This window comes from Fictibacillus sp. B-59209 (genome assembly GCF_036216745.1).
GTDB classification, from domain to species: domain Bacteria; phylum Bacillota; class Bacilli; order Bacillales; family Fictibacillaceae; genus Fictibacillus_C; species Fictibacillus_C marinisediminis.
In genome coordinates, this window is record NZ_JARMMC010000021.1 from 31278 (window position 1) to 57694 (window position 26417).

Annotated in this window: 24 protein-coding genes and 2 pseudogenes; 23 read left to right on the plus strand and 3 right to left on the minus strand. The window is 41.4% G+C overall.

What is annotated here, in order from left to right; genetic code table 11:
• Positions 1-44: 44 nt before the first annotated feature.
• The 6 genes from P4361_RS17875 to P4361_RS17900 all read left to right on the plus strand — a co-directional run bounded on the left by P4361_RS17875 (position 45) and on the right by P4361_RS17900 (position 6191).
• On the plus strand, positions 45-1334 hold the full coding sequence (locus P4361_RS17875; protein ID WP_328090318.1) for a 3-isopropylmalate dehydratase large subunit: 1290 nt from the start codon (positions 45-47) through the stop codon (positions 1332-1334).
• Positions 1318-1818 carry a 3-isopropylmalate dehydratase gene (locus tag P4361_RS17880; protein ID WP_328090319.1) on the plus strand — a complete coding sequence of 167 codons (501 nt, stop codon included), beginning with the start codon at positions 1318-1320 and terminating at the stop codon, positions 1816-1818. The genes P4361_RS17875 and P4361_RS17880 overlap by 17 nt, the downstream gene beginning before the upstream one ends.
• A gap of 98 nt (positions 1819-1916) precedes the next feature.
• Positions 1917-2696: an Asp/Glu racemase gene (locus tag P4361_RS17885; protein ID WP_328090320.1), complete on the plus strand. Its 780-nt coding sequence runs from the start codon at positions 1917-1919 to the stop codon at positions 2694-2696.
• A 94-nt stretch (positions 2697-2790) separates the two neighbouring features.
• A complete protein-coding gene (locus P4361_RS17890; RefSeq protein ID WP_328090321.1) occupies positions 2791-3876 on the plus strand; it encodes a tartrate dehydrogenase in 1086 nt (361 codons plus the stop codon).
• Between the two features lie 52 nt (positions 3877-3928).
• The gene (locus tag P4361_RS17895; RefSeq protein ID WP_328090322.1) at positions 3929-5161 is read left to right on the plus strand and encodes an MFS transporter; all 1233 of its coding nucleotides are present in this window, start codon (positions 3929-3931) and stop codon (positions 5159-5161) included.
• A gap of 46 nt (positions 5162-5207) precedes the next feature.
• On the plus strand, positions 5208-6191 hold the full coding sequence (locus P4361_RS17900) for an NADPH:quinone oxidoreductase family protein (protein ID WP_328090323.1): 984 nt from the start codon (positions 5208-5210) through the stop codon (positions 6189-6191).
• Positions 6192-6420: 229 nt separating this feature from the next.
• Here the strand turns inward: P4361_RS17900 and P4361_RS17905 are convergent, their stop codons facing one another.
• Positions 6421-7701, minus strand: a complete 1281-nt coding sequence (locus P4361_RS17905) for an SLC13 family permease (protein WP_328090324.1) — start codon at positions 7699-7701, stop codon at positions 6421-6423.
• A 329-nt stretch (positions 7702-8030) separates the two neighbouring features.
• On the opposite strand from P4361_RS17905, the gene P4361_RS17910 reads away from it, so the two are divergent.
• The 8 genes from P4361_RS17910 (at position 8031) to P4361_RS17945 (ending at position 16209) form a co-directional block, all read left to right on the plus strand.
• On the plus strand, positions 8031-8687 hold the full coding sequence (locus P4361_RS17910) for a GntR family transcriptional regulator (RefSeq protein ID WP_328090325.1): 657 nt from the start codon (positions 8031-8033) through the stop codon (positions 8685-8687).
• 75 nt (positions 8688-8762) lie between these two features.
• Positions 8763-9698: a malonate decarboxylase subunit epsilon gene (gene mdcH, locus P4361_RS17915; RefSeq protein WP_328090326.1), complete on the plus strand. Its 936-nt coding sequence runs from the start codon at positions 8763-8765 to the stop codon at positions 9696-9698.
• Positions 9699-9732: 34 nt separating this feature from the next.
• Positions 9733-11397: a malonate decarboxylase subunit alpha gene (gene mdcA, locus P4361_RS17920; RefSeq protein WP_328090327.1), complete on the plus strand. Its 1665-nt coding sequence runs from the start codon at positions 9733-9735 to the stop codon at positions 11395-11397.
• On the plus strand, positions 11397-12254 hold the full coding sequence (locus P4361_RS17925) for a triphosphoribosyl-dephospho-CoA synthase (protein WP_328090328.1): 858 nt from the start codon (positions 11397-11399) through the stop codon (positions 12252-12254). Before mdcA ends, P4361_RS17925 begins: the two co-directional genes overlap by 1 nt.
• A gap of 14 nt (positions 12255-12268) precedes the next feature.
• Positions 12269-12580, plus strand: a complete 312-nt coding sequence (locus P4361_RS17930) for a malonate decarboxylase subunit delta (RefSeq protein WP_328090329.1) — start codon at positions 12269-12271, stop codon at positions 12578-12580.
• Positions 12558-14276 carry a biotin-independent malonate decarboxylase subunit beta gene (locus tag P4361_RS17935; protein ID WP_328090330.1) on the plus strand — a complete coding sequence of 573 codons (1719 nt, stop codon included), beginning with the start codon at positions 12558-12560 and terminating at the stop codon, positions 14274-14276. The genes P4361_RS17930 and P4361_RS17935 overlap by 23 nt, the downstream gene beginning before the upstream one ends.
• Positions 14243-14872, plus strand: coding sequence for a malonate decarboxylase holo-ACP synthase (locus tag P4361_RS17940; protein WP_328090331.1), 630 nt, complete (start codon positions 14243-14245; stop codon positions 14870-14872). Before P4361_RS17935 ends, P4361_RS17940 begins: the two co-directional genes overlap by 34 nt.
• A gap of 143 nt (positions 14873-15015) precedes the next feature.
• Positions 15016-16209 carry an MFS transporter gene (locus P4361_RS17945; RefSeq protein ID WP_328090332.1) on the plus strand — a complete coding sequence of 398 codons (1194 nt, stop codon included), beginning with the start codon at positions 15016-15018 and terminating at the stop codon, positions 16207-16209.
• Positions 16210-16522: 313 nt separating this feature from the next.
• Here P4361_RS17945 and P4361_RS17950 read toward each other — a convergent pair whose 3' ends face one another.
• On the minus strand, positions 16523-16813 hold the full coding sequence (locus P4361_RS17950; protein WP_091009876.1) for a nitroreductase family protein: 291 nt from the start codon (positions 16811-16813) through the stop codon (positions 16523-16525).
• Between the two features lie 161 nt (positions 16814-16974).
• Positions 16975-17520: a hypothetical protein gene (locus P4361_RS17955; RefSeq protein ID WP_328090333.1), complete on the minus strand. Its 546-nt coding sequence runs from the start codon at positions 17518-17520 to the stop codon at positions 16975-16977.
• A 210-nt stretch (positions 17521-17730) separates the two neighbouring features.
• On the opposite strand from P4361_RS17955, the pseudogene P4361_RS17960 reads away from it, so the two are divergent.
• The 9 genes and pseudogenes from P4361_RS17960 to pfkB all read left to right on the plus strand — a co-directional run.
• Positions 17731-17853, plus strand: a pseudogene (locus P4361_RS17960) (AAA family ATPase); the annotation flags it as partial.
• A gap of 200 nt (positions 17854-18053) precedes the next feature.
• Positions 18054-18413: pseudogene (locus P4361_RS17965) on the plus strand (IS5/IS1182 family transposase); the annotation flags it as partial.
• 418 nt (positions 18414-18831) lie between these two features.
• Entirely contained in the window at positions 18832-19833 is a 1002-nt protein-coding gene (locus P4361_RS17970) for a LacI family DNA-binding transcriptional regulator (RefSeq protein ID WP_328090334.1), read from the plus strand.
• A gap of 113 nt (positions 19834-19946) precedes the next feature.
• On the plus strand, positions 19947-20894 hold the full coding sequence (locus tag P4361_RS17975; RefSeq protein ID WP_328090335.1) for a substrate-binding domain-containing protein: 948 nt from the start codon (positions 19947-19949) through the stop codon (positions 20892-20894).
• A 58-nt stretch (positions 20895-20952) separates the two neighbouring features.
• Positions 20953-22455: a sugar ABC transporter ATP-binding protein gene (locus P4361_RS17980; RefSeq protein ID WP_328090336.1), complete on the plus strand. Its 1503-nt coding sequence runs from the start codon at positions 20953-20955 to the stop codon at positions 22453-22455.
• 62 nt (positions 22456-22517) lie between these two features.
• On the plus strand, positions 22518-23489 hold the full coding sequence (locus P4361_RS17985; RefSeq protein WP_328090337.1) for an ABC transporter permease: 972 nt from the start codon (positions 22518-22520) through the stop codon (positions 23487-23489).
• Between the two features lie 11 nt (positions 23490-23500).
• Complete coding sequence (locus P4361_RS17990) at positions 23501-24424, plus strand: sugar kinase (protein WP_328090338.1); 924 nt, start codon at positions 23501-23503, stop codon at positions 24422-24424.
• 21 nt (positions 24425-24445) lie between these two features.
• On the plus strand, positions 24446-25300 hold the full coding sequence (locus P4361_RS17995; protein ID WP_328090339.1) for a tagatose bisphosphate family class II aldolase: 855 nt from the start codon (positions 24446-24448) through the stop codon (positions 25298-25300).
• Positions 25297-26223: a 1-phosphofructokinase gene (gene pfkB, locus P4361_RS18000; protein WP_328090340.1), complete on the plus strand. Its 927-nt coding sequence runs from the start codon at positions 25297-25299 to the stop codon at positions 26221-26223. The genes P4361_RS17995 and pfkB overlap by 4 nt, the downstream gene beginning before the upstream one ends.
• The last annotated feature ends 194 nt before the right edge of the window (positions 26224-26417 follow it).

A 26417-nucleotide genomic window follows, 5' to 3' on the forward strand; every position in this document is an offset into this window, starting at 1 on the left:
AACTCATATTTAAACAAGCAGCAGCAATTGGGGGATAGAGTGTAATGGGAATGACAATAGCAGAAAAAATACTGGCGAAGGCTTCCGGACAATCGGAAGTCAAGGCCGGTGACATTGTTTGGGCCAATGTAGATGTTGCAATGATGCATGATTTGCTTGGACCTCGTTTGATCGACAAAGGATTTCGAAAGCTCGGCGGTAAATTGTTTGATAAAGAAAAGGTTGTAGTGATCAATGACCATTGTACACCGCCTACAACGGTTCACCAGGCGAATATACTAAAATTCACCAGGGATTGGGCTCGCGAATTCAATTTGACTCATTTTTATGAAAATGAAGGACCTTGTCACCAGGTCATGGTGGAGCACGGCATAGTCAGACCAGGACGATTAATTCTGGGAACGGATTCTCATACATGCATGGCTGGAGCTTTAGGAGCATTTGCAACTGGAATCGGATCAACGGAAATGATCGGCGTTATTTTAACAGGAGAAACATGGTTAAAAGTTCCAGAAACCATTAAAGTGGTCTGGAATGGGACAATGCCCGAAGGAGTTTATGCAAAAGATTTAATTTTAAAAACCATTAAAGATTTGGGCCATGCGGGTGCCACCTATCAAGTGCTAGAGTTTGCGGGAGATTTAATTAAAAATATGACGATTGAGGAAAGACTGGTTCTCAGTAATATGGCAGTTGAAGCAGGAGCGAAAACGGGAATTATTGAACCAGATCAAAAAACGATTGATTTTCTGATTCAAAAAGGGGTAAATGAAAACGAGATTAATATTTTGAAAAGCGATAAAAACGCGAAGTATGCCAGAGTGCTGGAATATGACGCGTCTGATATGAAACCGCAAGTCGCCTGCCCTCATGAAATTGATAATGTGCATCCGATTTCAAGTGTAGAAGGAACAAAGGTTGACCAGGTTTATCTTGGCTCTTGCACCAATGGACGTTTAAGTGATTTGCGTGAAGCAGCCAAAATCTTAAAAGGGAAAAAGATTGCAAAAAATGTCCGTTTTCTCGTGGTACCGGCTTCTCAATCAGCATGGAACCAGGCAAATAAAGAAGGAATTCTTGATGTTTTGTCTGAAGCAGGCGGTATTATTAACATGCCGTCTTGCGGTGCCTGTGGCGGATTTACCAGTGGTGTTATTGGCGACGGGGAAGTGGTTATGAGTTCGAGCAACCGTAATTTTAAAGGGAGAATGGGCAGTTCTTTAGGAGAGGTTTATCTTGGCTCCCCAGCCACCGTTGCAGCAACGGCAATAGAAGGGAAAATTGCCGATCCTCGAAAATACATAGGGGGAGAAGCTTATGAGCTCCAGCATTAAAGGACGTGTTTGGAAATACGGTGATAACATCAATACGGACATTATTTCTCCAGGGCAATATATGAGTTTGCCGATTGAAAAACAGGCACTGCACGCAATGGAAGCCATTGACGCCGATTTTTCAAAAAAGGTAAAACCGGGGGACATCCTTGTAGTCGGGGATAACTTTGGTTCAGGCTCAAGCAGGGAAACAGCACAAATGGTTTTAAAGGAACTTGGAATCGGGGCAATTGTAGGAAATTTTTTCGCGCGTATTTTCTTTCGCAATGCGATAAATATCGGTCTTCCTGTTGTTGAGGTTGGCAATACATCATCCATTGATGAAGGGGATGAAATTGAAATTTTCCTGCTTGAAGGAAAAATTAAAAACCATACAAAAGGAACTGAAATATCAGGAACAAAATTGCCTGAGCATTTAATTGATATGGTGTCGGCAGGCGGTTTGGAACCCTATCTTGCCAAAAGAATGGGTGTCGACGCATAAAGCATTTACTAAAGCGAGTAGCCCATTAAACGCTGAAATCTATTAAAAATGAAAGTCAAAGAACGCAACGCTAATAAAAATTTAGGAGTGAATTACAAATGAGCCAAAATTTCCGAGTAGGATTAATCGTGCCAAGTTCAAATACTACGATGGAAACAGAAATTCCAGCAATGCTTAACTCTAGACAACAAATCGAACCGAACGAAACGTTTACCTTTCATTCCGCCCGGATGCGTATGATGCATGTCAATCCGGAAGAATTAAAGAAGATGGATGTGGAAAGTGACCGCTGTGCCGTGGAGCTTTCTGATGCACGCTGTGATGTGCTGGCTTATGCTTGTTTGATTGCGATCATGTGCCAAGGGCCGGGGTATCATGAGATCTCTGAAGGGCGTTTAGGAAAAGCGACCGTAGAAAATGGGGGAGAAGCTCCTATCGTCAGCAGTGCAGGGGCATTAATAGAAGGTATTCAAACGATTGGAGCGAAAAAGGTTTCAATTATCACGCCGTATATGAAACCTCTAACCAATATGGTGATTGAATATTTGAATACAGCAGGTATCGAAGTCATTGACTCTATCAGTCTGGAAGTAGCTGATAATATTGAAGTTGGGCGTTTAAACCCTCTAAACCTGATTGAGCATGCAGACCGTTTAAATACAAAGGGGGCGGACGCTGTTGTATTATCAGCTTGCGTTCAGATGCCTTCCCTCCCAGCTATTCAAACGGTACAAGATCGTTTAGGGCTTCCGGTTTTATCAGCTGCAACGTCTACCGTATATCAAATCCTAAATAAATTAAACCTTAACACAGCGGTTCCCAATGCAGGACATTTGCTTTCAGGAAAGTTTATAGAAAGTGGAACTGCTATAAGGTAAACGAAAAAGGGATGGTGCTATATTGCCATCCTTTTTCTGTAGGTTCTTTTGTAAGAGCACGGCCTATAACAACTATAGTAGAGGAGATAAACCCATGAAAAAACAATATAAAATCGCCGTTATCGCTGGAGATGGCATTGGGCCAGAGGTATTGAACGAAGGGATTAAAGTGTTAAACCAGGTCTCAAGTATGGATGGGTCGTTTGAGTTTCAATTCACTCACTTTCCGTGGAGCTGTGAATACTACTTGAAACATGGAAAGATGATGGATGATGACGGATTAGAGCAGCTACGATCGTTTGATGCCATCTACCTTGGTGCTGTAGGCTATCCCGGCGTACCCGATCACATTTCCTTGTGGGATCTGTTATTAAAGATTCGTAAAGGGTTTAATCAGTATGTAAACCTTCGGCCGATTACGTTGCTGGATGGGGCACCTTGCCCGCTAAAGGATGTAACACGTGAACATATTGATATGCTGGTGATCCGGGAAAATAGTGAAGGAGAGTACGCTGGTGCTGGAGATTGGCTATTTGAAGGAAAGCCTCATGAAGTCGTTTTGCAAACCGGGGTATTTTCCCGTGTAGGAACAGAAAGGATTATTCGCTATGCCTTTGAAGAAGCTAGAAAACAAGGAAGATCCCTGACAAGCATTAGTAAAGGAAACGCCTTGAATTATTCAATGGTCTTTTGGGATCAGATTTTTGAGGAAGTAGCAAAAGAGTACCCTGATGTGAAAACCCATTCGGATTTAGTCGATGCGGCTGCCATGTTCTTTGTGAAGCAGCCATGGCGTTTTGAAGTGGTGGTGACTTCAAATTTATTTGGAGATATCATGACCGATTTAGGTGCAGCAATTGCAGGTGGATTAGGGCTTGCAGCAGGTGCAAATATCAATCCTGAAAGGGAATTCCCATCGATGTTCGAACCTATCCATGGCTCTGCACCCGATATTGCTGGGAAAGGAATTGCCAACCCTTTGGCGTCGATTTGGTCTGCGAGTCAGATGTTAGATTTCTTCGGCCACGAAGATTGGGGGCAAAGAGTTTTAAAGGCAATGGAAATAGTGATGACCGAGGGGGAAGTGCTGACACCAGATATTGGCGGGTCTTCAAGCACTCAAGAAGTTGGGGAAGCGGTTGTTCAAAAACTTAATGCTGCCAGCCTATTAAACTCTTAGAAAGTTATACTAAGCCCAATTAGGCCTCTATGATAGGAAAGAGGAGAGAATCGTGACCTACATTCAAAAAGGGACCAAACAATATAGATCGGCTAGCCTTTCATTATTTTTTGCAGGGTTTGTCACGTTTGCCATTCTATATACAACACAGCCATTGTTGTCCAATTTTGCAAGAGAATTTAATGTTTCAGCACCTGTAGCCAGCTTAACGTTATCTCTGACTACTGGCTTGCTGGCCATTGTGATGCTTGTTGCGGCTGCCTTATCTGATGCAATTGGTAAAAAGAAGATAATGGTGTTGTCCATGGTCTGTACCTCTATTTTTGGCTTATTAACTGCGTTTAGTCCTAATTTTATTACACTATTGATGTTTCGGGCAGTGTTAGGAATCTTTATCGCAGGCGTCCCTTCAATTGCGATGGCGTATGTCACGGAAGAATTTGATCCCAAAGGAATTGGGAAGATTATGGGATTATATATTAGTGGAACAACAATAGGAGGAATGACCGGAAGAATTGTAACAGGGATTCTTACAGACTTTTTTTCTTGGAGAATAGCCTTGGCTGCCATAGGAGTTTTATCGTTAATTTTTAGTGTTTTGTTTGCGCATATGCTTCCTGCCCCCCGTCAGTTTGCAAAAAAGATGCTAGACTGGAAAACTGCATGTGCAGCCTATAAAGCTCACCTGCATAATCGACATTTAATGGCCTTGATGTTTCTTTCGCTTTTGTTAATGGGCGGTTTTGTAACCTTATACAATTATATAGGGTTCTTACTCGTGGAACCGCCTTACAATTTAAGCCAAACACTTGTTGGATTTATTTTTGTAGTTTATTTATGCGGCACATTTAGCTCGATTTATATGGGGAAAAAAGCAGATCAGTATGGACGTTCCTTTATATTGAAAATTTCATTAGGCATTATGGCTGGAGGGGCCATCCTTACACTGGTTCCTCCTTTAATGATAAAAGTAATAGGAATCTGTATATTCACATTTGGCTTTTTTGCCAGCCACTCCATCGCGAGTGCCTGGGTTGGAGACACGGCTGTAAAATACAAAACACAGGCTTCATCTCTTTATCTGCTTTTTTATTACCTTGGATCAAGCCTTATCGGGTCCATTGGCGGTTATTTCTGGTTACACTTTCATTGGCTGGGTGTAATCTGTTTAATCTCCGTTCTATTAATGGTTGGATACCCACTTGTTTTCCTCGACCAAAAAGGAGTGCGGATAACCCAATTCAATAAGCCAGGGGAGGAACCTGTCAAAAGGAAAGTGAATTAATAGAAACTATTACAAGCAGTATTAATAGATTAGGAGGAAATCATAAATGAAAGCGGTTGTTATAACTGAATTTGGCGCGCCTGAGGTTCTCAAATATATGAACGTGGATGAACCTTCTGTGGAATCAAACGAAGTATTAATCCGTGTTGCAACCATTGGCGTTAATTTTGCTGATATTAAAGCAAGATACGGAAAATATCATGGTGCAGGTCAACCTCCCTTCATTCCTGGATTGGATGCAGCTGGTACGATTGAGGCGGTAGGGCCAGAGGTTCAGCATTTAAAAGCTGGGCAACGAGTCATTGCGTTTCCTAAACATGGATCTTATTCGGAATATGTAGTGGCTGATGAAGACCTTACCTTTGTACTTCCGGATAACGTGGATTTTGACACAGCAGCGGCCTGTCCGACTGTTTCTTTCACGTCATATAAACTTCTCGCTGATGTAGCAAAGCTTGCGCCCGGAGAAACGGTGCTCATTCATGCTGCAGCTGGTGGAATCGGTACAACAGCGATCCAGTTGGCCAAAATTTTAGGAGCTGGCCGTGTGATTGGAACAGTAGGAAATGAGAATAAGTTTGAGGCGGCTCTTGAGGCTGGGGCGGATCATGTTATTTGTTATCAGACAGAGGATTTTTCTGAAAAGGTAAATGAATTAACAAATGGGCATGGAGCGGATGTTATTTTAGACTCTATTGCTGGACGAGTGTCTGACGATAGCCTCCGTTGTCTGGCGAGATATGGCAGATTAGTTAATTTCGGCAATGGCGCAGGCGGGGATGGAGGTCAATTTAACACAATGGACCTGCATTCAAGCTGCCGGTCTGTCCTTGGATTTAGTTTAGGAACTACAATAAAGAAAAGGCCACACCTAGTACGGGATACTGCAAATCAGGTGCTTCGTTATTTAGCGGATAAGCGGCTGGACATGAAAATTGGTAAGCGCTTTTCTCTGGAAGAGGCAGCAATAGCACATCAGTGGATTGAAAGCAGACAGAGTACGGGGAAGGTTTTGTTGAATAATAGTTAAGCGCTCATGAATGATATTAAGGAGCTGATGCAATTCCTGACTAGGTTATACAGTCAGCTCCTTTTTAATCTTATTGTATTTTACTAATGTAATAACAATGAACTTGGGGGATTTATAACCAATAAGCAGATCATAGCTCCATGGCTAAGTGTACCTATTATACTTTCAGGTTGCGGACGTCACTTCGCATACAGTGTACGACATCTGCAACCGGTATTGGCATAAATTGTCACCCTCCGATCACCACAAATATAAGCCAAGCGAGTCCTGGTCCGAAAGCTACGACGAGGGCAGTAACAAGTAATAGTTGTTTGAAAAACACTCGTTCGTTCACGCCTTGAACATTTGCGAGAAGCAACGCCCCGTTTGTTGAGAAAGGACTTAAGTCAACAATGCTGGAGGCAATAGCAATCGCAGAGACAACGCCTATAGATGAAATAGCCGGATCCTGCAGGATAGGAGCCGCAAGCGGAATTAGTGCTGCAAGCATTCCTGTAGTTGAGGCGAACGCCGAGACAAATCCTCCGACATAGGACGCAGAAAGAGCCGCGATGACTGGGTCTCCTACACTAGCTATTAATTCTGTAACATATTCAATGGTTCCAATTGCTTCCAGTACTCCAACGTATGTCACGATTCCAGTAATAAGAAGGATTACCGACCAAGGCATTTTTCCAAGGACTGCTGCTTGTTGTTTGGGAGCAATCAATGCTAGGACCAATCCGATGATGAACGCAGCAAATCCAATGTTGACTTTGAAGCCTAGAGCTAACACAACAAGGGCAACTAACCCTAGAAGTGTAACTCCTTTATAGAATGTCAAACCGTTTTCTTGTTTTTCTATGTTGTTTTCAGCATTTATATCTAAGGCAGCTGCTACTTGTACCTCAGTACTGGTTTTTCTTTTAAACATACGTAAACCGCCAAGAGCGATAAATATAAGCATCGACACGACTACTCCATAAATAAATGCATTTATGAAGAGCGTTCCTGGAGAGAATGGAAGATTCCGAGACTCCATGACACCATTCACAATTACTCCATAGGGATTTAGCGGAGAAAAGGAACCGGCTGTCGACCCGATAACAACCATTACACCCATCAAAAGAGGGTTAATGTTGTATTGGAAAGCAAAGCGCATAGAAATGGGAGCCAAGATTGCAATAGCAGCCGGACCTAACGTACCGACACCGGTCAAAAGCGTGCAAAGTGAAAACATAACCCAAGGAATTAAACCGAGATTTCCTTTAACTAAGCGAAGTCCCCAGCCTGTGATCAAATCAACAGTCCCATTATTCTGGACAATAGAAAAAAGGTAGGTGACACCTGCAAGGAGAACAAAGAGGTCCCCTGGAAATTCGCTAAAGATATCATCAACACTCATCCCACTGACCAAAGAACCGACCACAAAAGCCGCGACAAAACCCAATATGCCAAGGTTAATTGGCAAGAAAGCCCCAATCACAAACATTAATAAAAGTACAATAATACTAATAAGTTCTAAACTCATATTAACTTCCTCCTATTTTTAAATTTTTAAAGTTAGGGGGAAGGACATGATGTAGGAAGAATAGTTGAGACTTGTCCCCCGACAGAAAAATGATTATATACAGAAAACGGATCGAACCCTATATACACCCTCTTCCTTTTAAAATGAATACGCTTACAAAACAAAAGATTCAACAGTCGACTATATTTCTATCATTATATTAATCGCAATGTTTTAGAATTGCAATCTGTTTTTTATAATATTCCGAAAATATTGAATAGTATTATTTTATGTTGTATAATCAAAACGACAGTCGACCAAATAGTAATTCTTCTAATGGAGGTTACCCTATGAGTACTATAGATCTTAAGAAAAATGCGCTTTCCAACCATATTGCAGAACATATAATAGAACAAATCGTAACCGGGGAATTAAAACCTGGAGAAAAACTTATTGAACTTTCATATGCAGAAGAATTTGGAATTAGTAAAGCCCCGGTAAGAGAAGCTATTTATTTGCTTACAATGGAAGGACTTGTTGAAAAAATTCCAAGAAAAGGTGCGGTTGTAAAAGGTTATACTACGAGAGAAATTCATGATTTACTCGAAATTCGTATCATGCTGGAATCACTTTCAATGAAACGAATAGCAGAATGCGGAGTGGATTCAGTCATTATTAAGAAAATGGAATCTCTATTAGTAGAGATGCAAGAACAGAAGGAGATCGGTGTTTATACACAATTAAACCACTCTTTTCATATGTGTCTGATCGAGATGAGTCAAAGTGAGGTAATCCATAACGTTTATTCCCGATTGAAACATCCGCTCCAAAGAATTCAGAATCTATCTTTTTCGGGTGAGGGAAATATAAAAAAATCAGTGGCCGAGCATGCAATCATCGTAAAACTATTAAAACAAGGAAACGTTTTAGATGCTTCCAGAGTATTAAAGAAACATAATCAAGACGTCATAAAAAGTATTCAACAATGGTTAAATAAGGGGATTTAGTTAGGGGATTTTATATTTCTACAAAAATACTAACCTACTTTCATAAAATCACCTTAAAGGAAAGGAGGTAATGTGGTGAAATCGGCCTTTTTATTCCCTGGTCAAGGTTCCCAAAAAGCCGGAATGCTCCACGATTTACCACAGCATGCGTCCATATTAAAGACTCTGCTGGAAGCCAATGAGGTTCTTGATCAAGACGTTTTGTTATGGGATACAGAAGAAGCCCTTCAATCTACTGTTGCTGTACAGGTTACGCTGCTCACTGCGGAAGTGGCGACTGCTCGCGCTTTGATGTCTGAAGGAGCAACACCTGATATGGTTGCTGGACATTCCGTTGGATCATTCAGTGCTGCGGTTATTGCAGGAGTACTAAACTTTAAGGATGCGCTCCTATTGGTAAAAAAGCGGGGAGAGTTGATGGAAAGCGCTTATCCTCATGGTTATGGTATGGGTGTTGTGTTAGGTTTAAATGAGCGCACCCTACTACCCATCATTGAAGAAATCTCTACTTCTACCCATCCTGTTTTCCTAGCCAATGTAAACGCTCCTGACCAAATCACCATCGCAGGTATGCTTTCGGCAATCGAGAATGTTTTTGAGATAGCCCGCCGTAAAGGTGCAAGAAAAGCACATTTCCTAAATGTAAGTGTTCCTTCTCACTGTGCACTCCTGCAATTTGTCTCTGATGCGTTAGAGAAAGCTTTTGAGGAAATTTCGTTCCATGAGCCTCGTATTCCGTATGCAGGAAATCGTACAGCTCGGGCATTAAGTAAGGCTAGGGCTATTCGGGAAGATCTCGCCCTTAGTATTTCGAATCCAGTTCGTTGGTATGATGCCACTTCTGTGTTGTTTGAATTAGGGGCGCGTCTTTATGTAGAAATGTCGCCCGGGAGTGTGCTGACAGAGCTAGCGAGAAGTGCATTTACAGATGCACGTTCACTTTCTGTTTCAGAGTATGGCTTACAAACAGCTTCTATTTTAATCCAACGAGAAAAGGCAAGATCAGTTTGAACTATCTATAGGTAGGAGAAGGGAGAGGTACTTTATGGTTTACTTTGATACAAATCAGAAAACTGTATGTTCTTGGACAAAACGTCAGGATGAAAAAGCGATAAAAATGTCAAAAGTAGAACACATAGCGAAGAACAGGGTAATCCCGACAGATCGAATAGTAGAAGCTCTCGAGCTATTAATTTCTCCAGGTGACAGAGTCGTTTTAGAAGGGAATAACCAAAAGCAAGCTTCGTTCCTATCAGCTTCACTTGCAGAAGTTGACCCGGAAAAAGTGAATCAACTACATATGATCATGTCTAGTATTTCCCGACCGGAGCATCTAGATATCTTTGAAAGAGGGGTGGCAGAAAAAATAGATTTCTCATACGCAGGTCCCCAAAGCCTGCGTGTGGCACAAATGATAGAAGATGGAATGTTAAAAATGGGGGAAATCCATACGTATTTGGAGTTATATGGACGCCTTTTTGTTGACCTTATTCCAAACGTGGTACTCGTAGCGGCGGATAAAGCAGACATAAACGGAAACCTGTACACAGGGCCAAATACAGAAGAGACACCGACTATTATTGAAGCGGCTGCCTTTAAAGATGGCATTGTAATTGTTCAAGTAAACGAACTCGTGGAAGAGTTGCCGCGTGTTGATATTCCGGGTTCTTGGGTTGATTTTATTGTTGAAGCACAAAAGCCATATAAGCTAGAAGCGCTTTTTACAAGGGATCCGAAGCATATTACAGAACTTCAGATCCTCATGGGAATGATGGCCATACGAGGTATCTATGAAAAGCATAATGTTCAGTCTTTGAACCATGGGATCGGCTTTAATACAGCCGCTATTGAGCTCCTTTTGCCTACGTATGGAGAGCAACTTGGTTTAAAAGGGAAGATCTGCAAAAACTGGGTACTCAATCCTCATCCTACTTTAATCCCCGCTATCGAAAGTGGTTGGGTGGAAAGCATCCACTGTTTTGGCGGGGAAGTCGGAATGGAGCAGTATGTGGCAGCTCGTCCTGACGTTTTTTTTACGGGACGTGATGGCAGCTTGAGATCAAATCGTACTTTGAGCCAGGTTGCAGGTCAGTATGCAACGGATATGTTTATAGGATCCTCCTTGCAGATCGATCAATATGGTAACTCTTCTACTGTTACCTCAGGACGGTTATCTGGATTCGGTGGGGCACCGAACATGGGACATGACCCAAGAGGAAGACGTCATTCAACGCCTGCTTGGCTAGATTTAGTTACAAGTGATGATCAACTTGCCCGTGGGAGGAAATTGGTTGTTCAAATGGTAGAAACACACCAGGCAGGAAACGTTCCTGTATTTGTGGAGTCCCTCGATGCAATTAGTGTGGCACGTGCCGCTGATTTATCTACAACACCTGTTATGATTTACGGGGATGATGTTACTCATGTTGTAACAGAGGAAGGAATTGCTTATTTATATAAAGCCCAAAGTTTAGATGAACGTCGTCATGCACTTGCCGCGATAGCGGGTGTAACGCCGATCGGAATGAAACATGACACAAAACGTACTGAAAAATTGCGTCAGGATGGACTTGTAGCCCTGCCGGAAGACTTAGGCATCAGGCGAACGGATGCAAAACGGACTCTTTTAGCCGCCAAAAGTGTAGAGGATCTCGTGGAGTGGTCCGGTGGTTTATATAACCCACCGGATAAATTCAGGAGTTGTTATTGATGGTGATTGTTCAAGAGAAAGGGAAAAAAGAAACTCTTTTCTGTGACCGTCTCGCTCATTTTGCCGTAACAGCACTCATAGATGAAGCGATGCTTACCCCTAAACCCGGTTTAGTAGATAAGGAGAGTAAAGGGGCTCATACCGACATGTCAATAGATTTAATGCTAAAGTCTGCATATGCTCTGCAATCTACTTTTGCTGAAATGGCTGAAGCAAGTAAAGGGCAATTCCCCAGTCAGGATTTGCGGGAGAAATTGGCTGAAATCGGTCGTCGTGGTGAACAAATCATGTTTCAAACGACAAACGGGGTAAACACTCATAAAGGAGCCATTTGGGCTTTAGGATTATTAACAGCAAGTGCGGCGATTCATGGACCACATGTATCCCCTCAGAAGATTGCTCAAACAGCGGGTGAAATAGCCAAATACAATGATCGATGGTCATCCGAATTCATAACGAATGGATTAAAGGTGAAAAAGAAATACGGCATTTCTGGTGCAACAGGAGAGGCGCAACAAGGATTCCCTCATATCGTCCTTATTGCACTTCCTGTATTATGGTGTGCTCGTAAAAAGGGGTTATCTGAAACAACTGCTAGATTAGATGCCCTTCTCTCAATCATCGCTCATCTTGATGATACATGCATTCTGCACCGGGGAGGAACGGAGGCTCTATCCGCCGCAAAAGCGGGAGCAAAGACTGTATTAGATGTTGGTGGTTCATCTACTCTAGAAGGAGGAAGAGCTCTTGTAGAATTGGATAGAATGCTTCTCTCCTATAACGCGTCACCTGGTGGCTGTGCAGATTTATTGGCTGGGACCTTGTTTTTAGATCGATTACAGGTCCATTCTAATTAATGGAGGTGTTTTAGTTGGAAACATTAACTTTTGAATATAGAGCCACAAGAACCATTCATCAACGATCACATGTTGGAGTTGTAGGATCTGGCGATTTGGAAGTATTGCTTGAACCATCTAGTAATGGACAAGCCCAGATAACGATTCGAACGGGCAGTGAGGGATTTGGGGATGCATGGAAAGCTGTATTAGATCGGTTCTTCTTGGTGAATGATATCGCAGCCAAAATGACCATCAATGATTTTGGAGCGACCCCAGGAGTGGTTAACTTGAGACTGGCACAGGCACTGGAGGTGAGTCAAGATGTCCCCCATCACCAAAGATAGCTTCATCGAATTAAATGCCAGGGAAAGAGTAAAAGCGGTATTAGATGAAGGAACCTTTCAGGAATTACTGGGACCGTTTGATGGCCTTGAATCTCCTCATCTTCCTCCACAAGGTATTGTTCCACAAAGTGATGATGGTGTTGTCATTGGCCGTGGGCAGATTGATGGAGAAGAGGCTGTTGTGATTTCAATAGAAGGGTCTTTCCAAGGCGGAGGAATTGGGGAAGTATCGGGAGCGAAGATCGCAGGAAGCTTAGAACTGGCTCTCCGTGATAATAAAAAAGGTATAAAAACACTTCCAGTCATGCTATTTGATACGGGGGGCGTGCGGCTTCAAGAAGCCAACTACGGACTCCTTGCCATTTCAGAGATTATGGCAGCAGTAATAGCCCTACGTCAACATGTCCCTGTAGTTGGAGTGATTCCGGGCAATGTAGGCTGTTTCGGAGGAATGTCAATTACAGCGGCTTTGTTCAGTCATCTGATCATGACTAAGGGAGCAAGGTTTGGGCTGAATGGGCCAGAAGTAATCGAGCAAGAAGCAGGGATAGAAGAGTTTGATTCAAGTGACCGCCCGCTTATCTGGGGGACGATTGGCGGTACACAACGTTATTCTACTGGATTTGTAGATGAACTTGTAGATGACGATGTGATCGAGATTAGAAAAGCGATTCAACAAGTTTTTTTTGATAAAGGAAAAGAAATCAACAAAACCGAGCAAGTTGATTTTTATCGTCATTTCCTAAGTCAGATTGATCCTTCAAAACCAATCGATCCACAAACGATTCGGGAGTTATGGAAACAAGTAAGAAATGCAGATAATCCAAAAGAGGTAGATATCCATTCACTTCCCGAATTAGATATGCCAAATAGCCGGGGAAGGGCTTGGTTTAAAGCTTTATCTGGTATTGGAGACCCTAAAGGTGATATCCCATCCGTTCTTTATGGGGATTCTATTTTAGGAAAAGAACATGTACGTTATATCTCTGTTGTTCCGAACCCCTATAACCGTTTTCCCCGTGCCCGTCAAGGAGAGGTTGGACTTGATGAAGGATGGGCGATCGCGAAATGTGTTCGTGATTTAGTAGAAAAGGATAAAAATGGTGACCCCCGGGCCATTGTGGCAATAGTCGATGTCCCAAGCCAAGCTTACGGTTATCGAGAAGAGCTACTCGGGATTCATTTTGCTTTAGCAGCAGCCGTGGATGCTTATTCAACGGCACGGTTAGCCGGACATCCAGTAATTTCATTAATCGTTGGCAACGCCATTTCTGGTGCCTTCTTAGCCCATGGGTATCAATCAAACCGCATTTTAGCTCTTAACGATGATGGTGTAAATGTTCACGCGATGTCAAAACAGTCTGCTGCTCGTATCACACGCCGCAGTATTCGGGATTTAGAAGAAGCCACTCGGAAAGTTCCAGCAATGGCGTATGATGTTACCTCCTATTCTTTACTTGGTGCTCTTTATGAACTTATTGATGGAATCGAAGCAGATACACCAGGAGAACAAGATATTCAGACGATTAAAAATAAATTAACGGACGCAATTGCTGACACACGCTCTGATCCTCCTGACTTAAGCAATCGGTTACTGACAAAAGAGGCGATAAATGGTGGCCGTACAGCTTCCATCAAAACCCGTAAACTGTTGGAGCAACAATGGAATTCCATCCACATGATTTACTCAAGCTGAAGGGTGAAGAGGATTTGATATGTGACTCTCCTCTACAAGATTGGGTGAAGGAATCTCTTAGTAGAGCACCCTTTGTCGTTGTTCGCCGGGCTCCATTAATGAAGAAATTAGTACCGGTCGGAATAAGGGGAGAATCGCGATCCGAACGGTTTGCAGCTTTTATCCCCTATGACAAAATTTTAGAAACGATTACTCCAGAACAGCTCGTAGAGAAAACATCATGGGAACAGAATGAGCGTTTTCATTTTATTGATGCACTACAATCACTTCCTCATGTAAGTAAAACACTATCCCGGTTTTCTGTTAATTGGGGGCCAACAGGAAGTGTTGGTTTTGAGCTGGCGAGTAATGTCTATACAGCAAAACCGACCAGTGATTTAGACCTGGTCGTAAGGACACCAAGCTTGTTACCAATGGAACTTGCCGTGGATTTGAGAACTCAAATCAGTAAGGTTAAGGTCAGGGTAGATGTACAACTTGAAACACCAAATGGTGCGATATCGCTAGATGAATATTCCAATGGGAAAAGTCCTGTATTGTTACGTACTGAAAATGGTCCGCAGCTTGTGAAAATTCAAGAAATATGGAACAACTGAGGAGAATACCAAGCGATAATGATAAATTAAAATTATGCATAGTACAATAGATTAAAAAAAGAGTTGAAGCAGAAATGGCAAATTTAAGTTTGAGCGTTAAACGTAGTCGTCTTGAGCCACTTTGGCGGATGCTAATCTGGCTCTTGATTGTTCAAATAATGGTTGCTTTTGTAGGACGAGGACTTGTCCCGCTAGGCGTATTGATTGGAGATGACCTTTCTCTCACGAAAGCTCAGATCGGTATGCTCCCGGCGGGTCTCTTTTTAGGACAAGCTTTGGCTTCCATCCCTGCAGGTTTTTTAGTGGACCGGCTGGGATCCCGAAAGCTTCTGCTAGTTCTTTCGATGTGTTTAGGATTCGGATTTATTTTCGCAACCTTCTTTACGCATTTTTGGTCGATGCTTATTTTCGTTATCATTGGCGGAGTTGGATATGGAGCGATGCATCCGGTCTCAAACAGAGGAATCATTTATTGGTTCTCACAAACACAGCGGGGAACAGCGATGGGAATCAAGCAGATGGGGGTAACTCTCGGATCCGCTTTATCGGCGGTGATCTTGCTTCCAATCGCTGCATCATATGGCTGGCGGACCGCTGTAATTGCTGCCGCTATGCTTTTAATTTTGACCGGAGTATTATCTTTTTTCCAATATCGCGATTCTAAGACTGCACCACAAGGCAGTAACGATCAACGGCTGTCTGTTTTCTATAAATCGATGTGGGGAATGATTAGGAATCGGCCGCTGCTGCTCGTAAGTTTGAGTGCGCTCGGACTGAACGGAGCGCAGATGTGCTTAAACACGTACCTCGTGCTCTTCGCCTATGAGAAGATGGGGATATCCCTTTTTCTTTCGGGATTGCTGCTTGTTATATCGGAAGCATTCGGATCGTTTGGAAGGGTAGCCTGGGGTGTGATAAGTGACCGGATATTTAACGGTGAAAGAGTTGTCATTGTTATTGTGATTGTAGTCATTTCTGCCTTATCCAGCAGTACATTGGCTTTATTGCCTGAACATACCCCGTTTGGATTTCTAGTTCCGATCATTGCAGTCTTTGGGTTTGCTGTTTCAGGGTTTAACGGGATCTGGATGAACCTTGCAAGTGAACTGGTTCCCCCTGAGCAAGCTGGCATTTCCAGTGGTTTGAGCATTACAATCGGTTCGCTTGGCGTTATAGCCGCACCACCGGTCTTTGGTTTTATGGTAGATCTGAACGGCAGCTATACATCAGGCTGGTTTTTTATCACAGCGTTGTTATGTATCGTTTTTGCGATTCTATTGATATTGTTAAATGTTAATAAAAAGAGAAAAGCGAGAGCGAGTGAACATACAGTTTGATCCGAAAGAGCTATTAGATGGATCTCGAAAAGTTGCAGACGCTTGGCCGGTTTGCCGGGAATTATTGTGAAAGCAGGGAATTCTTTTCGCTGCCAAGATAAAGAAGAAGGGACTGACTCCTTTTGGTGCCAGTCCCTATTCCATTTGGATCCTGTAGAGAGATTCTGATGGGGTCTATGAATAACCAAACTAGTGTTGCTATGAACCAAAATAAAGACTCTATGAACCAAACCACTGACTATGAACCAAAGTGAAGGCTCTATGAACCAAAACTGCGGCATTTCCAATCTCTTTTTTACTTGATAATCCCTCTTCAGTTATGCAGACTTCCTTGTAATCTAGGATGTGGCCGGAAGTGTCCAATCGGGATTTGGAGCAAGCTGGTTTTTTCTTTTTCGTTCAGTTTATAGAGTTCATCATACGAATGTACATCAAATCCTAGGATTGGATGCCCTCCCATATTCCATGCCAAAGCAGCCAGCAGCAAGTGATGAGATAGAATGCCAGCTTCCATGTGTTGGATGCGATGTCCTCGATATCCATAAGCACTTTGGTAATGATCCTTATCGCCAGTGATGTTGAAGGAAAGCGGAATTTGTGCCATGTTTACAAAATCAGATAGCAGTCCGTCTTGTAAAGAGTTCCGAAAATCTCTGTTTGAATACGTTTTAAAGCATGTGTTGATCCATGATAGGTATAAACGCCATTCGGCAAGTCTTCTATGTTATAACTACAAAAATTAAGTGAGACACGGGAAGGGAATTTCTAAAAAGCATTGTCTATATCATTTCGGTAATAACTCGTTGAGATGGTTTCGAATAAAAGAGCGGACAATGTCTGTTGATTTATGGGCTTCAGGACAAAATCCATTCCAGGTGAATATCGACTTTTACAGGCGGAAGAGCATTCATAAGACAACTGATTAACACGGGGCAACCTGATACACGGGCTGCCTAACTCTTCTTTCTTTTCTTCTTTCATTTGCTGAAGAGATGGGAACGCGTCCATCATGCATGCTTCATTCATCTTGATCAGCATCGGATATTCCCTGATTTCCTTGGAACGGACGTAATGTTTAGGTTTTAGTGGTTTCAATTCGCTGCACAATTTTTCAGCAGTGGAAGCCTCCTCTGCATCATGACTTCGAAACCAGTTCATCTCTCGGTAGACCGAAAGCGGAATAACCGCATACACACTTTCTTCTATATTAGTAATACCTAGAAGGTGTTGGATGGCGCGATCAAGAAAGTGATAGTAGACTCCCGATTCAAAACCGAGTCGCTTTCCAACTTCCAGCAGCTGACCGATCACAAATGCGGAATCCAACCCTTGCAAGCGGTAAGAGAAGTTATGGTATTTGAATTAATTCTTCCAAAAAAACGTCGAGATAAAGACAGTGCCAAAAGAGGTGGATATGTCACAGCGATTGCCTAGAGCCCTCTTTAAGTAGCTATAAAAATTGCCTTCCCTCAAACAAACTAAACGATGGTGCGCCGCGTCATAATGATAGATGCCTTCCTTAAAATTGCCGGTTCTAAAATGCCGATTTTCACAGAGTATGCATTAGAGGCAATTGCGCTACAATCCCAGGGATGGCCTCGGGTAATCAATAAATTGACGACGAATTGCTTATTATTCGGCTTTCCTTAAGTCAAAAGCAGTAAAAGCAATTTATAATAATGCAGCAATTCAAGGCGAGAATCCAGTTAATGAGACAAACCCTTAACTGAAGCAGCTGTACCAGGAATGGCTGCTGAGAATAATTTTTTAAATGTTAATAAATTCATGGTGAACTGGTAAAGGTATAAAGGTTACCATTAGTAAAGTGTTTTTTTTGCATTTAATTAAAGACGCTTATCGAAAAAAGCAAGGCAACTGGAATGAAGGTTAATACGGTTATTGGAGATTCCGCTTATTCTGAAAAGGAAACCTTGAATACAGTGAGGAAATTAAACCCTTCCGTTACGCAGGGATACCGAAAGAAGGAAGAAGAATTTGAATTTAATAAGGATGCAGGCATGTATGTTTGTAAAGCCGGACATATGGCAATCCGAAAAACCAAAGGCGGAAAGAAGGGTGTCGCTGCGAATCAGGTGAATACGTATTTCTTTGATATTGAGAAGTGTAAACGATGCATAAAGGCTTGTGGGTGCGTTTGCAAAATCAAGGCCAATCGTGGAACCTTTGGCATTTCCTTTAACAACAGATTCTACTAAACTCATATGCACCGACTTTTTACCTCTGGTGCTTTAACATCCTAAATATATTAAAACAAAAACACATGCGTATAGGTATGTGTTTTTGTTAATTTTTTCGTTTCAAAGGTTATTTAACCATCTAATTGGTTACCCATCTATATACTACATAAAAATTTGAATTCCCCATTTACTTTTTCTACCGTTCTTAAGTTTTCTACTTTTGTTTTAACACGCTTGATACTTATTTTATTGTGGAGAGTTCCAGGAGAATAGTAATAGATCATACTAATAAAAAGTTTTAATAATTTTACTTTTCAGTTATTGACAATAAGGAGCATATATATCAAAATAAGGAATGTAAACGTTTCAATTTTTTGTTGAAATAAAATTGAAACGTTTTAATTTACAGAAAATGGTGGTTATTATGAGTACTATTAAGGATGTTTCTCGTTTATCTGGAATTTCAATTGGAACCGTTTCCAGGTTTTTAAACGGTTATAAAGTCAAAAAAGAAAACCAGCTCAAAATTGAGCAGGCCATTGAACAACTTGAGTATAAGGTTAACCACATGGCAAGAGGATTAAAGACAAATAAAACCTATACCATAGGTGTATTGATTCCCAGCATCACAGATATTTTTAGCAATCAGGTGATAGAAGGGATGGAAGAAATACTTGATAACAAGAATTATAGCCTCATGGTTTGCAGTTCTAGAAATAACCTAAAAATTGAAAAAGAAAAAATCCTCTTTTTAAAAGAAAAGCGGGTGGATGGAATCATTTTGATGCCTGTTTCTGATGAAAGCGAGCATGTTCAAGAGATTCTAAATGAGGGTATTCCTTTTATTCTTATTGATCGATTACTAGAGGGTGTGGAAAGTGACGCAGTAGTTTGTGATAACGTGAATGGTGCTTATAGAGCGGTTGAGCAATTAATTGATGTCGGGCACCGTCGAATTGGGATTATTGCAGGTCCCACTTACGTGTACACGGCCAGAGAACGATTAAACGGATATAAAAGGGCGCTAAACGATTATCAAATTCCAATTGATGACGCTCTCATCGTCCATGCGGAATATGCAAAAGGAGCGGGCTACCAAGGGTATGATCAACTTTTGAAATTACCTCATAAGCCAACGGCCATTTTTGCTACCAACTACGAAACAACAATGACTGGTATGAAATACATGATGGAAAAAGGATTAAAAATCGGGGAAGAGATTTCTTTGTTTGGATACGACAATACCGAGGTATTCCAGATGCTTAAGCCATCAATCGCCACAGTAGTACAGCCAATGAAAGACATAGGAGAACGTGCGGCCACTCTTATTTTAAAGAGGATTGAAAGCGATTACAACTTCTATCCTGTAATTGAGCGTTTAAAAACGAAAATCCTTCCAGGTACATCCGTGAAAAAGCTCAACTAATAATTAAAAATAATTTCAAGGAGGTGAGGCATAACGAAGCTTTCATCAGCTTTACATAAATGGAATTTAGTGAGTCTAGGAAACGAAATGAATAAATTTAAGGGGGAAATGAAATGAAGAAATGGTTTGCATTACTTCTAGTACTAACGATGATGCTTTTAACTGCTTGTGGGGAAAAAACCTCTGGCGAATCGGATGAGATCACAATTGGTGCTTCGCTCCTTACTCAGTCTCATCCATTCCAAGTCGCTATTAAAGAAGCAATAGAAAAAGAAGCTAAAAAACAAAACGTGAAAGTTGATGTGTCGGTGGCAGATCAAGACTTAAACCGGCAAATTTCTGCAATTGAAGATTTCATTAACAAAGGCGTGGACGCGATCATTATCACTCCTGTTGACTCTGACGGTCTCAAAGGTGTCATCACAAAAGCAAAAGACGCAAACATCAAAGTGATTACAGTGGATGTAAAAGCGAACGGTGTTAAGGTGGATTCTCACATCGCTACTGATAATTTCACAGGTGGAATGATTGCAGCTGAGGCTATGTCTGAATATATGGGCGGTAAAGGTGAAGTAGGATTAACCACTTATCCCGAAGTCCAATCAGTACGTGATCGCATAGATGGTTTTAAGAAAAACGCGAAAAATCACCCAGATCTAAAAATTGTAAAAGAGCTTCCAGGCCGCACAAGAGAAGAAGCCAAATCAGCATCTGAAGACATGCTTACTGCACATCCATCCCTCAAAGGCATTTTTGGATTTGGTGATGATATGGCAATCGCCGCTACGTCTGCAATCACAGAAAAGAAGTCTGATGCTGTAGTTGTTGGGTTTGATGGTTTAGAAGAGGCGAGAAAATCAGTGGATTCTGATAACGCATTCAAAGCAGTTGTGGTTCAGTTCCCAGATAAAATGGGAGCAGAAGCAGTTAAAAATGCCGTGAAGTTGGCAAAAGGTCAGAAAGTTAAAAAAGAAGTACCAATTACACCAGGTCTTTATGTGAATGGAAAAGGATTTGTGGATGTAAAGGTTGATCATGGAAAAGTGGAAATAGCGAAGTAATCATTAGGTAAGGAAATACCGGACATTGGTATTTCCTCCTTTTCTCAAAGGGTGTGAAATGGTGAATACGATTCTTGAAATGAAAAACATACGTAAAGAGTTTCCAGGTGTCGTCGCACTTGATGGAGTTAATATCAAGCTTCCAGAAGGTAAAATTTTAGCGTTATTAGGGGAAAACGGAGCTGGAAAATCCACTTTGATGAAAATACTATCGGGTTCTTATCGGCCTGACGGTGGACACATTAAATTGTTTGGAGAAGAGGTGGACATTCAAAATGTAGTTCACGCCAGGGAATTAGGAATATCCATCATCTATCAAGAACTTAGTTTAAGTCCGAATTTAACAGTCGCAGAGAATATTTTTGCTATGTATGAACCAATGAAGTATGGATTAATCGATGAACAGAAAATGAACCGCAAAACAAAAGAGTTACTAAATGAGCTCGATATTTCCATTCCACCCACTCGACTTGTAAAAGATTTATCGATTTCTAATCAACAAATGGTAGAGATCGCAAAAGCAATTAGTTCTAATCCAAAGATCATTATAATGGATGAACCGACATCCGCCTTAAGCAGCAAAGAAACGGAAAAACTATTCTCCATTATAGAAAAGTTGAAAAGTCAGGGTTGTTCCATCATTTACATCTCACACCGAATGGAAGAAATATTCGCCATGACTGATGTTGTCAGCGTTTTAAGAGATGGAAAATACATTGGAACAGTAGAAACAAAAGACACGACTTCAGATGAGCTGATTCGAATGATGGTAGGAAGAAGCATGAAAGAAATATATCCCCCAAAAACTTTCCCGTACGTCAGGGATGAATCATTACTCGAATTAAAAGGATATCACCGAGAAGGAGCTTTTCATGATATCTCCTTCACTCTTCGTCCTGGAGAAATATTAGGGATATACGGCCTCATGGGTTCAGGAAGAACTGAGATTGCTCAAGGGATTTTTGGGATGTTAAAAAAGGATCGTGGAGATCTATTTCTTCACGGAAAAAAAGTAAAAGTAAACAGTCCATTTGAGGCTATTGACCATAAAATCGCTTTTGTAACTGAAGACAGAAAACACGAAGGGCTTGTATTAACCTCTAGCGTCTATGAAAATATGACCCTAGCAAACTTGGATAAAGTAATAAGCAAGTTTAAGCTGATTCAGCATGAAAAGGAAGTCGAAATCACCAAACGGCATGTAGAAAGTTTGAAAATTAAAACCCCTAGTATCTACCAAACGGTAAATAAATTAAGCGGGGGAAATCAGCAAAAAATTGTCCTTTCCAAATGGTTTGAGATTGAACCGGAAATTTTAATCTTAGATGAACCAACCAGAGGAATTGATGTAGGGGCAAAATTCGAAATCTATAAACTTATTATTGAGCTAGCAAAAAAAGGGGTGGGTATCATTATGATCTCTTCAGAGCTGCCAGAAGTATTGAACACAGCAGACCGTCTCCTTGTGGTGAGAGATGCAGCAATAGCTGCAGAACTAAATCCTAAAGAAACCACGCAGGAAGAAATCATGAGCTATATTACACAGACAAAATCGCAATAGATAATTACACGACTTGTTCACTCCTTATTTTGTAGTGTTCGGGACAGGGAAGGTGAAGAGAAATGAGTTGGAATGGTTTCAAAACTCTGCAAGACAATAGATTAATGAAAGGATATGGTGGGGTTTTGTTAGCCCTAACCGGATTAGTGGTTCTATTTACGTTTTTAAGTCCACATTTTTTAAATACCAATAATGTACTGACGATTTTTTCACAAGTGTCCATCATTGCAATTATGGCCTTCGGTATGACATTTGTGCTGATGATCGGAGAAATCGATTTATCCGTCGGTTCCATTGCTGCTCTTTGCGGGCTCGTATTAGGACTCATGCTTTCATTTGGGTTGAGTGGATCGCTAGCAATTCTCGTAGTGCTCGTAGCAGGGGCATTGGCTGGATTAGCAAACGGATTTATTAGTGCCCGCTTCAGAATCCCTACGTTTATTGTAACAGTTGCCACAATGGGTATTTTCAGGGGCCTGGGTTATGCGACTACCGATGCTAAACCCATTCAGATCGAAAATTCATTTATTTTAAATTTAGGGAATAAAAAGCTGTTTGACCTGATTCCCATTCCAGTCATCATTGTAGTGCTACTATTAATTGTATTCCATATCATGCTTTCCAAAACAAAATTCGGAAGAAGAGCGAAAATGGCGGGTGGAAATAAATTGGCCGCTGAATATGTGGGAATTAATACGAAATCTCTTCAGATTAAGATCTTTATCATTTCTGGAGTAACTGCTGCCATTAGTGGAATTCTTCTTTCATCAAGACTATACTCTGCACAGCCAAATGCAGCAGGTGGATACGAACTCGATGCCATTGCTGCAGCCGTTTTAGGAGGAACCAGTTTATCAGGTGGGTACGGGACCGTATTTGGAACCTTCATAGGGGCACTTATCATGGGCGTCATTAATAACGGTATGAATTTGATCGGACTTCCTTACTTTTACCAACAGATCGTAAAGGGTCTCATAATTATAGTGGCCGTTTACTTGGATGTTAAAAACAAAGAGAGAATACTTGGTAAATAGGAGGATTTTTAATGGCTGAAATTTTAACTTTAGGTGAAATAGTAGTAGAAATAATGGCAAAAGAAGTAAATCAAACCTTCGAACAGACCGGGGTATTCCAGGGTCCCTATGCAAGCGGGGCACCTGCTATTTTTATAAATCAAGCAGCCAAGATTGGCAGCAAAGCAGGGATCATTTCAACAATCGGAAGCGATGCTTTTGGCAAATTAAACCATAACAAATTACGTGAAGACGGGGTAGATGTAAGTCTAATTTCCATCACAGATCAACTCACAACAGGTGTAGCATTTGTTACCTACAAAGAGAATGGAGATCGTGAATTTATATTTCACCTCCAAAATTCAGCATCCTCTTTAATCGGTCCAGATAATATTCAAGAAGAGTTCTTTAAAGAATGCAATTATTTTCACATCATGGGCAGTGCGCTTTTTAACAAAAACATTCGTTCAGCAGTAAAAAAGGCAATTGAAATATGTCGAAGAACAAATACAAAAATTTCGTTTGACCCCAATATTCGTCGGGAACTTTTGTATGACCCTGAGATGAGAGAGTGTTTGGAGTATGTATTAGATCATTGCGACATCTTCCTTCCCGGAGGAGAGGAACTAGAACTTTTAGTCAACGCGAAAGATGAGGATGGTGCAATTGCCCATCTTTTTGATAAGGGAATTGAATATGTTGTGGTAAAAAACGGAAGAAAAGGATGCCGAGCCTATAGCCGGGAAGGGACTTTTTCAATTGACCCCATTCAAGTTGTCGAAGTCGACCCTACAGGAGCAGGGGATTGCTTTGGAGGGACCTTGATTTCCTGTTTAAATAAAGGCTTAGAATTCAAAGAGTCCGTTATATATGCTAATAAGGCAGGAGCGCTTGCTGTCACAAAGAAAGGTCCAATGGAAGGAAACACGACATGGGATCAATTGAGAGAAATCTAATAAACAGTGGAGGTTTTTTACATGAGCGTAGTATCTGCAAAACAAATGTTAGAGAATGCAAGAGAAGGGCAATATGCTGTACCTGCTTTTAATATACATAACTTGGAGACCATTCAAGTGGTGGCGGAAGCAGCTGCAGAATGCAAATCACCACTTATGATTGCAGCGACTCCCAGCACACTTTCCTATGCGGGTCCTGATTTTCTGTTAGCCATCGCCAACGTGGCAGCCACGAGGTTTCAAATTCCGATTGCGATTCATTTGGATCACGCTGAAGATGTGGAATACATCAAGTCCTTAATTGATATGGGGTATAAATCCGTGATGATCGATGCTTCACACCATCCATTTGATGAAAATATCGATATCGTTCGTGAAGTGGTGGAGTATGCGCATAAAATGGGGGTATCCGTTGAAGCGGAATTAGGGCGTCTTGGAGGACAAGAAGATGATTTAATCGTCGATGAAAAAGATTCATTTTTTACTGACCCAGAAAAAGCGGTAGAGTATGTGGAAAGAACAGGTATCGATTCGTTTGCGGTGGCGATAGGAACAGCTCACGGTATGTACAAGTCGGAACCAAAACTGGATATTCCAAGGTTAAAGCAAATTTACGCGAAGGTGGATGTCCCTCTAGTACTTCATGGGGGATCAGGCATTCCTGAACAAGATGTGAAACAAACGATCGAACTTGGAATTTCAAAAGTGAACATTGCAACGGAATTGAAGATTCCTTTTGCAGAAGCAGTTAGAAACCATCTTACCAATAATCCTGAGGCTAATGATCCCCGTAAGTACTTAACGCCTGGTAAAGAAGCAATGAAACAAGTGGCAATCCAAAAAATACTTATGTGTGGCAGCAACGGCAAAGCATGATTACAAGTGTTACGTTAAATCCTTCTGTGGATCGGCGATACATGCTGGAGAAGTTTGAGGGCGGAAAGATCTTCCGGACCTCCCGTTTCGAAGCAACAGCAGGAGGAAAGGGTTTAAATGTAGCTCGTGTTGCTTCTTCTCTTGGGGAAAAGGTATTTGCTACTGGCTTGCTAGGAGGGAAGTCTGGTGAGTTTATCGAGCAGCAACTAAAAGACTCATCCATCCCTCATCATTTTGTAAAAATAAAGGGAGAAACGAGAAGTTGTATTGCTATTCTCTCTGATAGTGGTGAACAAACGGAAATTCTGGAATCCGGCCCAACGGTAACGAAAGAGGAAATTACCCTTTTTTCGGATCACTATGAAGCATTGTTAAATAAGAGTTCGATAATCGTTGCATCTGGTAGCATATTGTCAGGTATGCCAGTAACCATTTATGCAGATATGATTCATAAAGCAAAAGAAAAACATGTTCCTTTTTTATTGGATACAAGCGGTGTTCCTTTATTAGAAGGCATCAAAGCATCTCCTACACTGATTAAGCCTAATTTAGAAGAACTTGAAACGATAATGAATCAGTCCCTTAGTACAGAAAGGGAAATCATTCAAGCAGGCAAAATTCTTAGTCAAAGCGGGATAGAGTATGTAATTGTTTCTCTTGGAGGGGACGGATCCATATTCATCCATCAGGAAAATGTGTTTCGAGTGAGACTGCCAAAAGTTGCAGTTCAAAATCCAGTTGGGTCTGGAGATGCAATGGTTGCGGGATTTGCAATAGGATTATCAAAACAAAAAGATTTGATCCAGACCATAAAATTTGCATCCGCATGCGGAACAGCGAATGCAATGGAAGAGGGTACAGGATTCCTAAGCAAAAAACTGGTAGGTTCACTCATGAATGAAATTCACATTGAACAAATCTAAAATATTATTAAATGATGACGAAGTAACCTATGGATCCGTCAGACATAAAGGAACTGATGATTGATCTGGAGGAACCCGCCGGTTCCTCCCGTTTACTAGCAGGGGCAAGACACCGCCACCTATTTATAAATAGGTGAGAGAAACCGTCCATAAAGAAAAAAGTTAGTTTACATAAGATAAATTCTAGGAAGCTA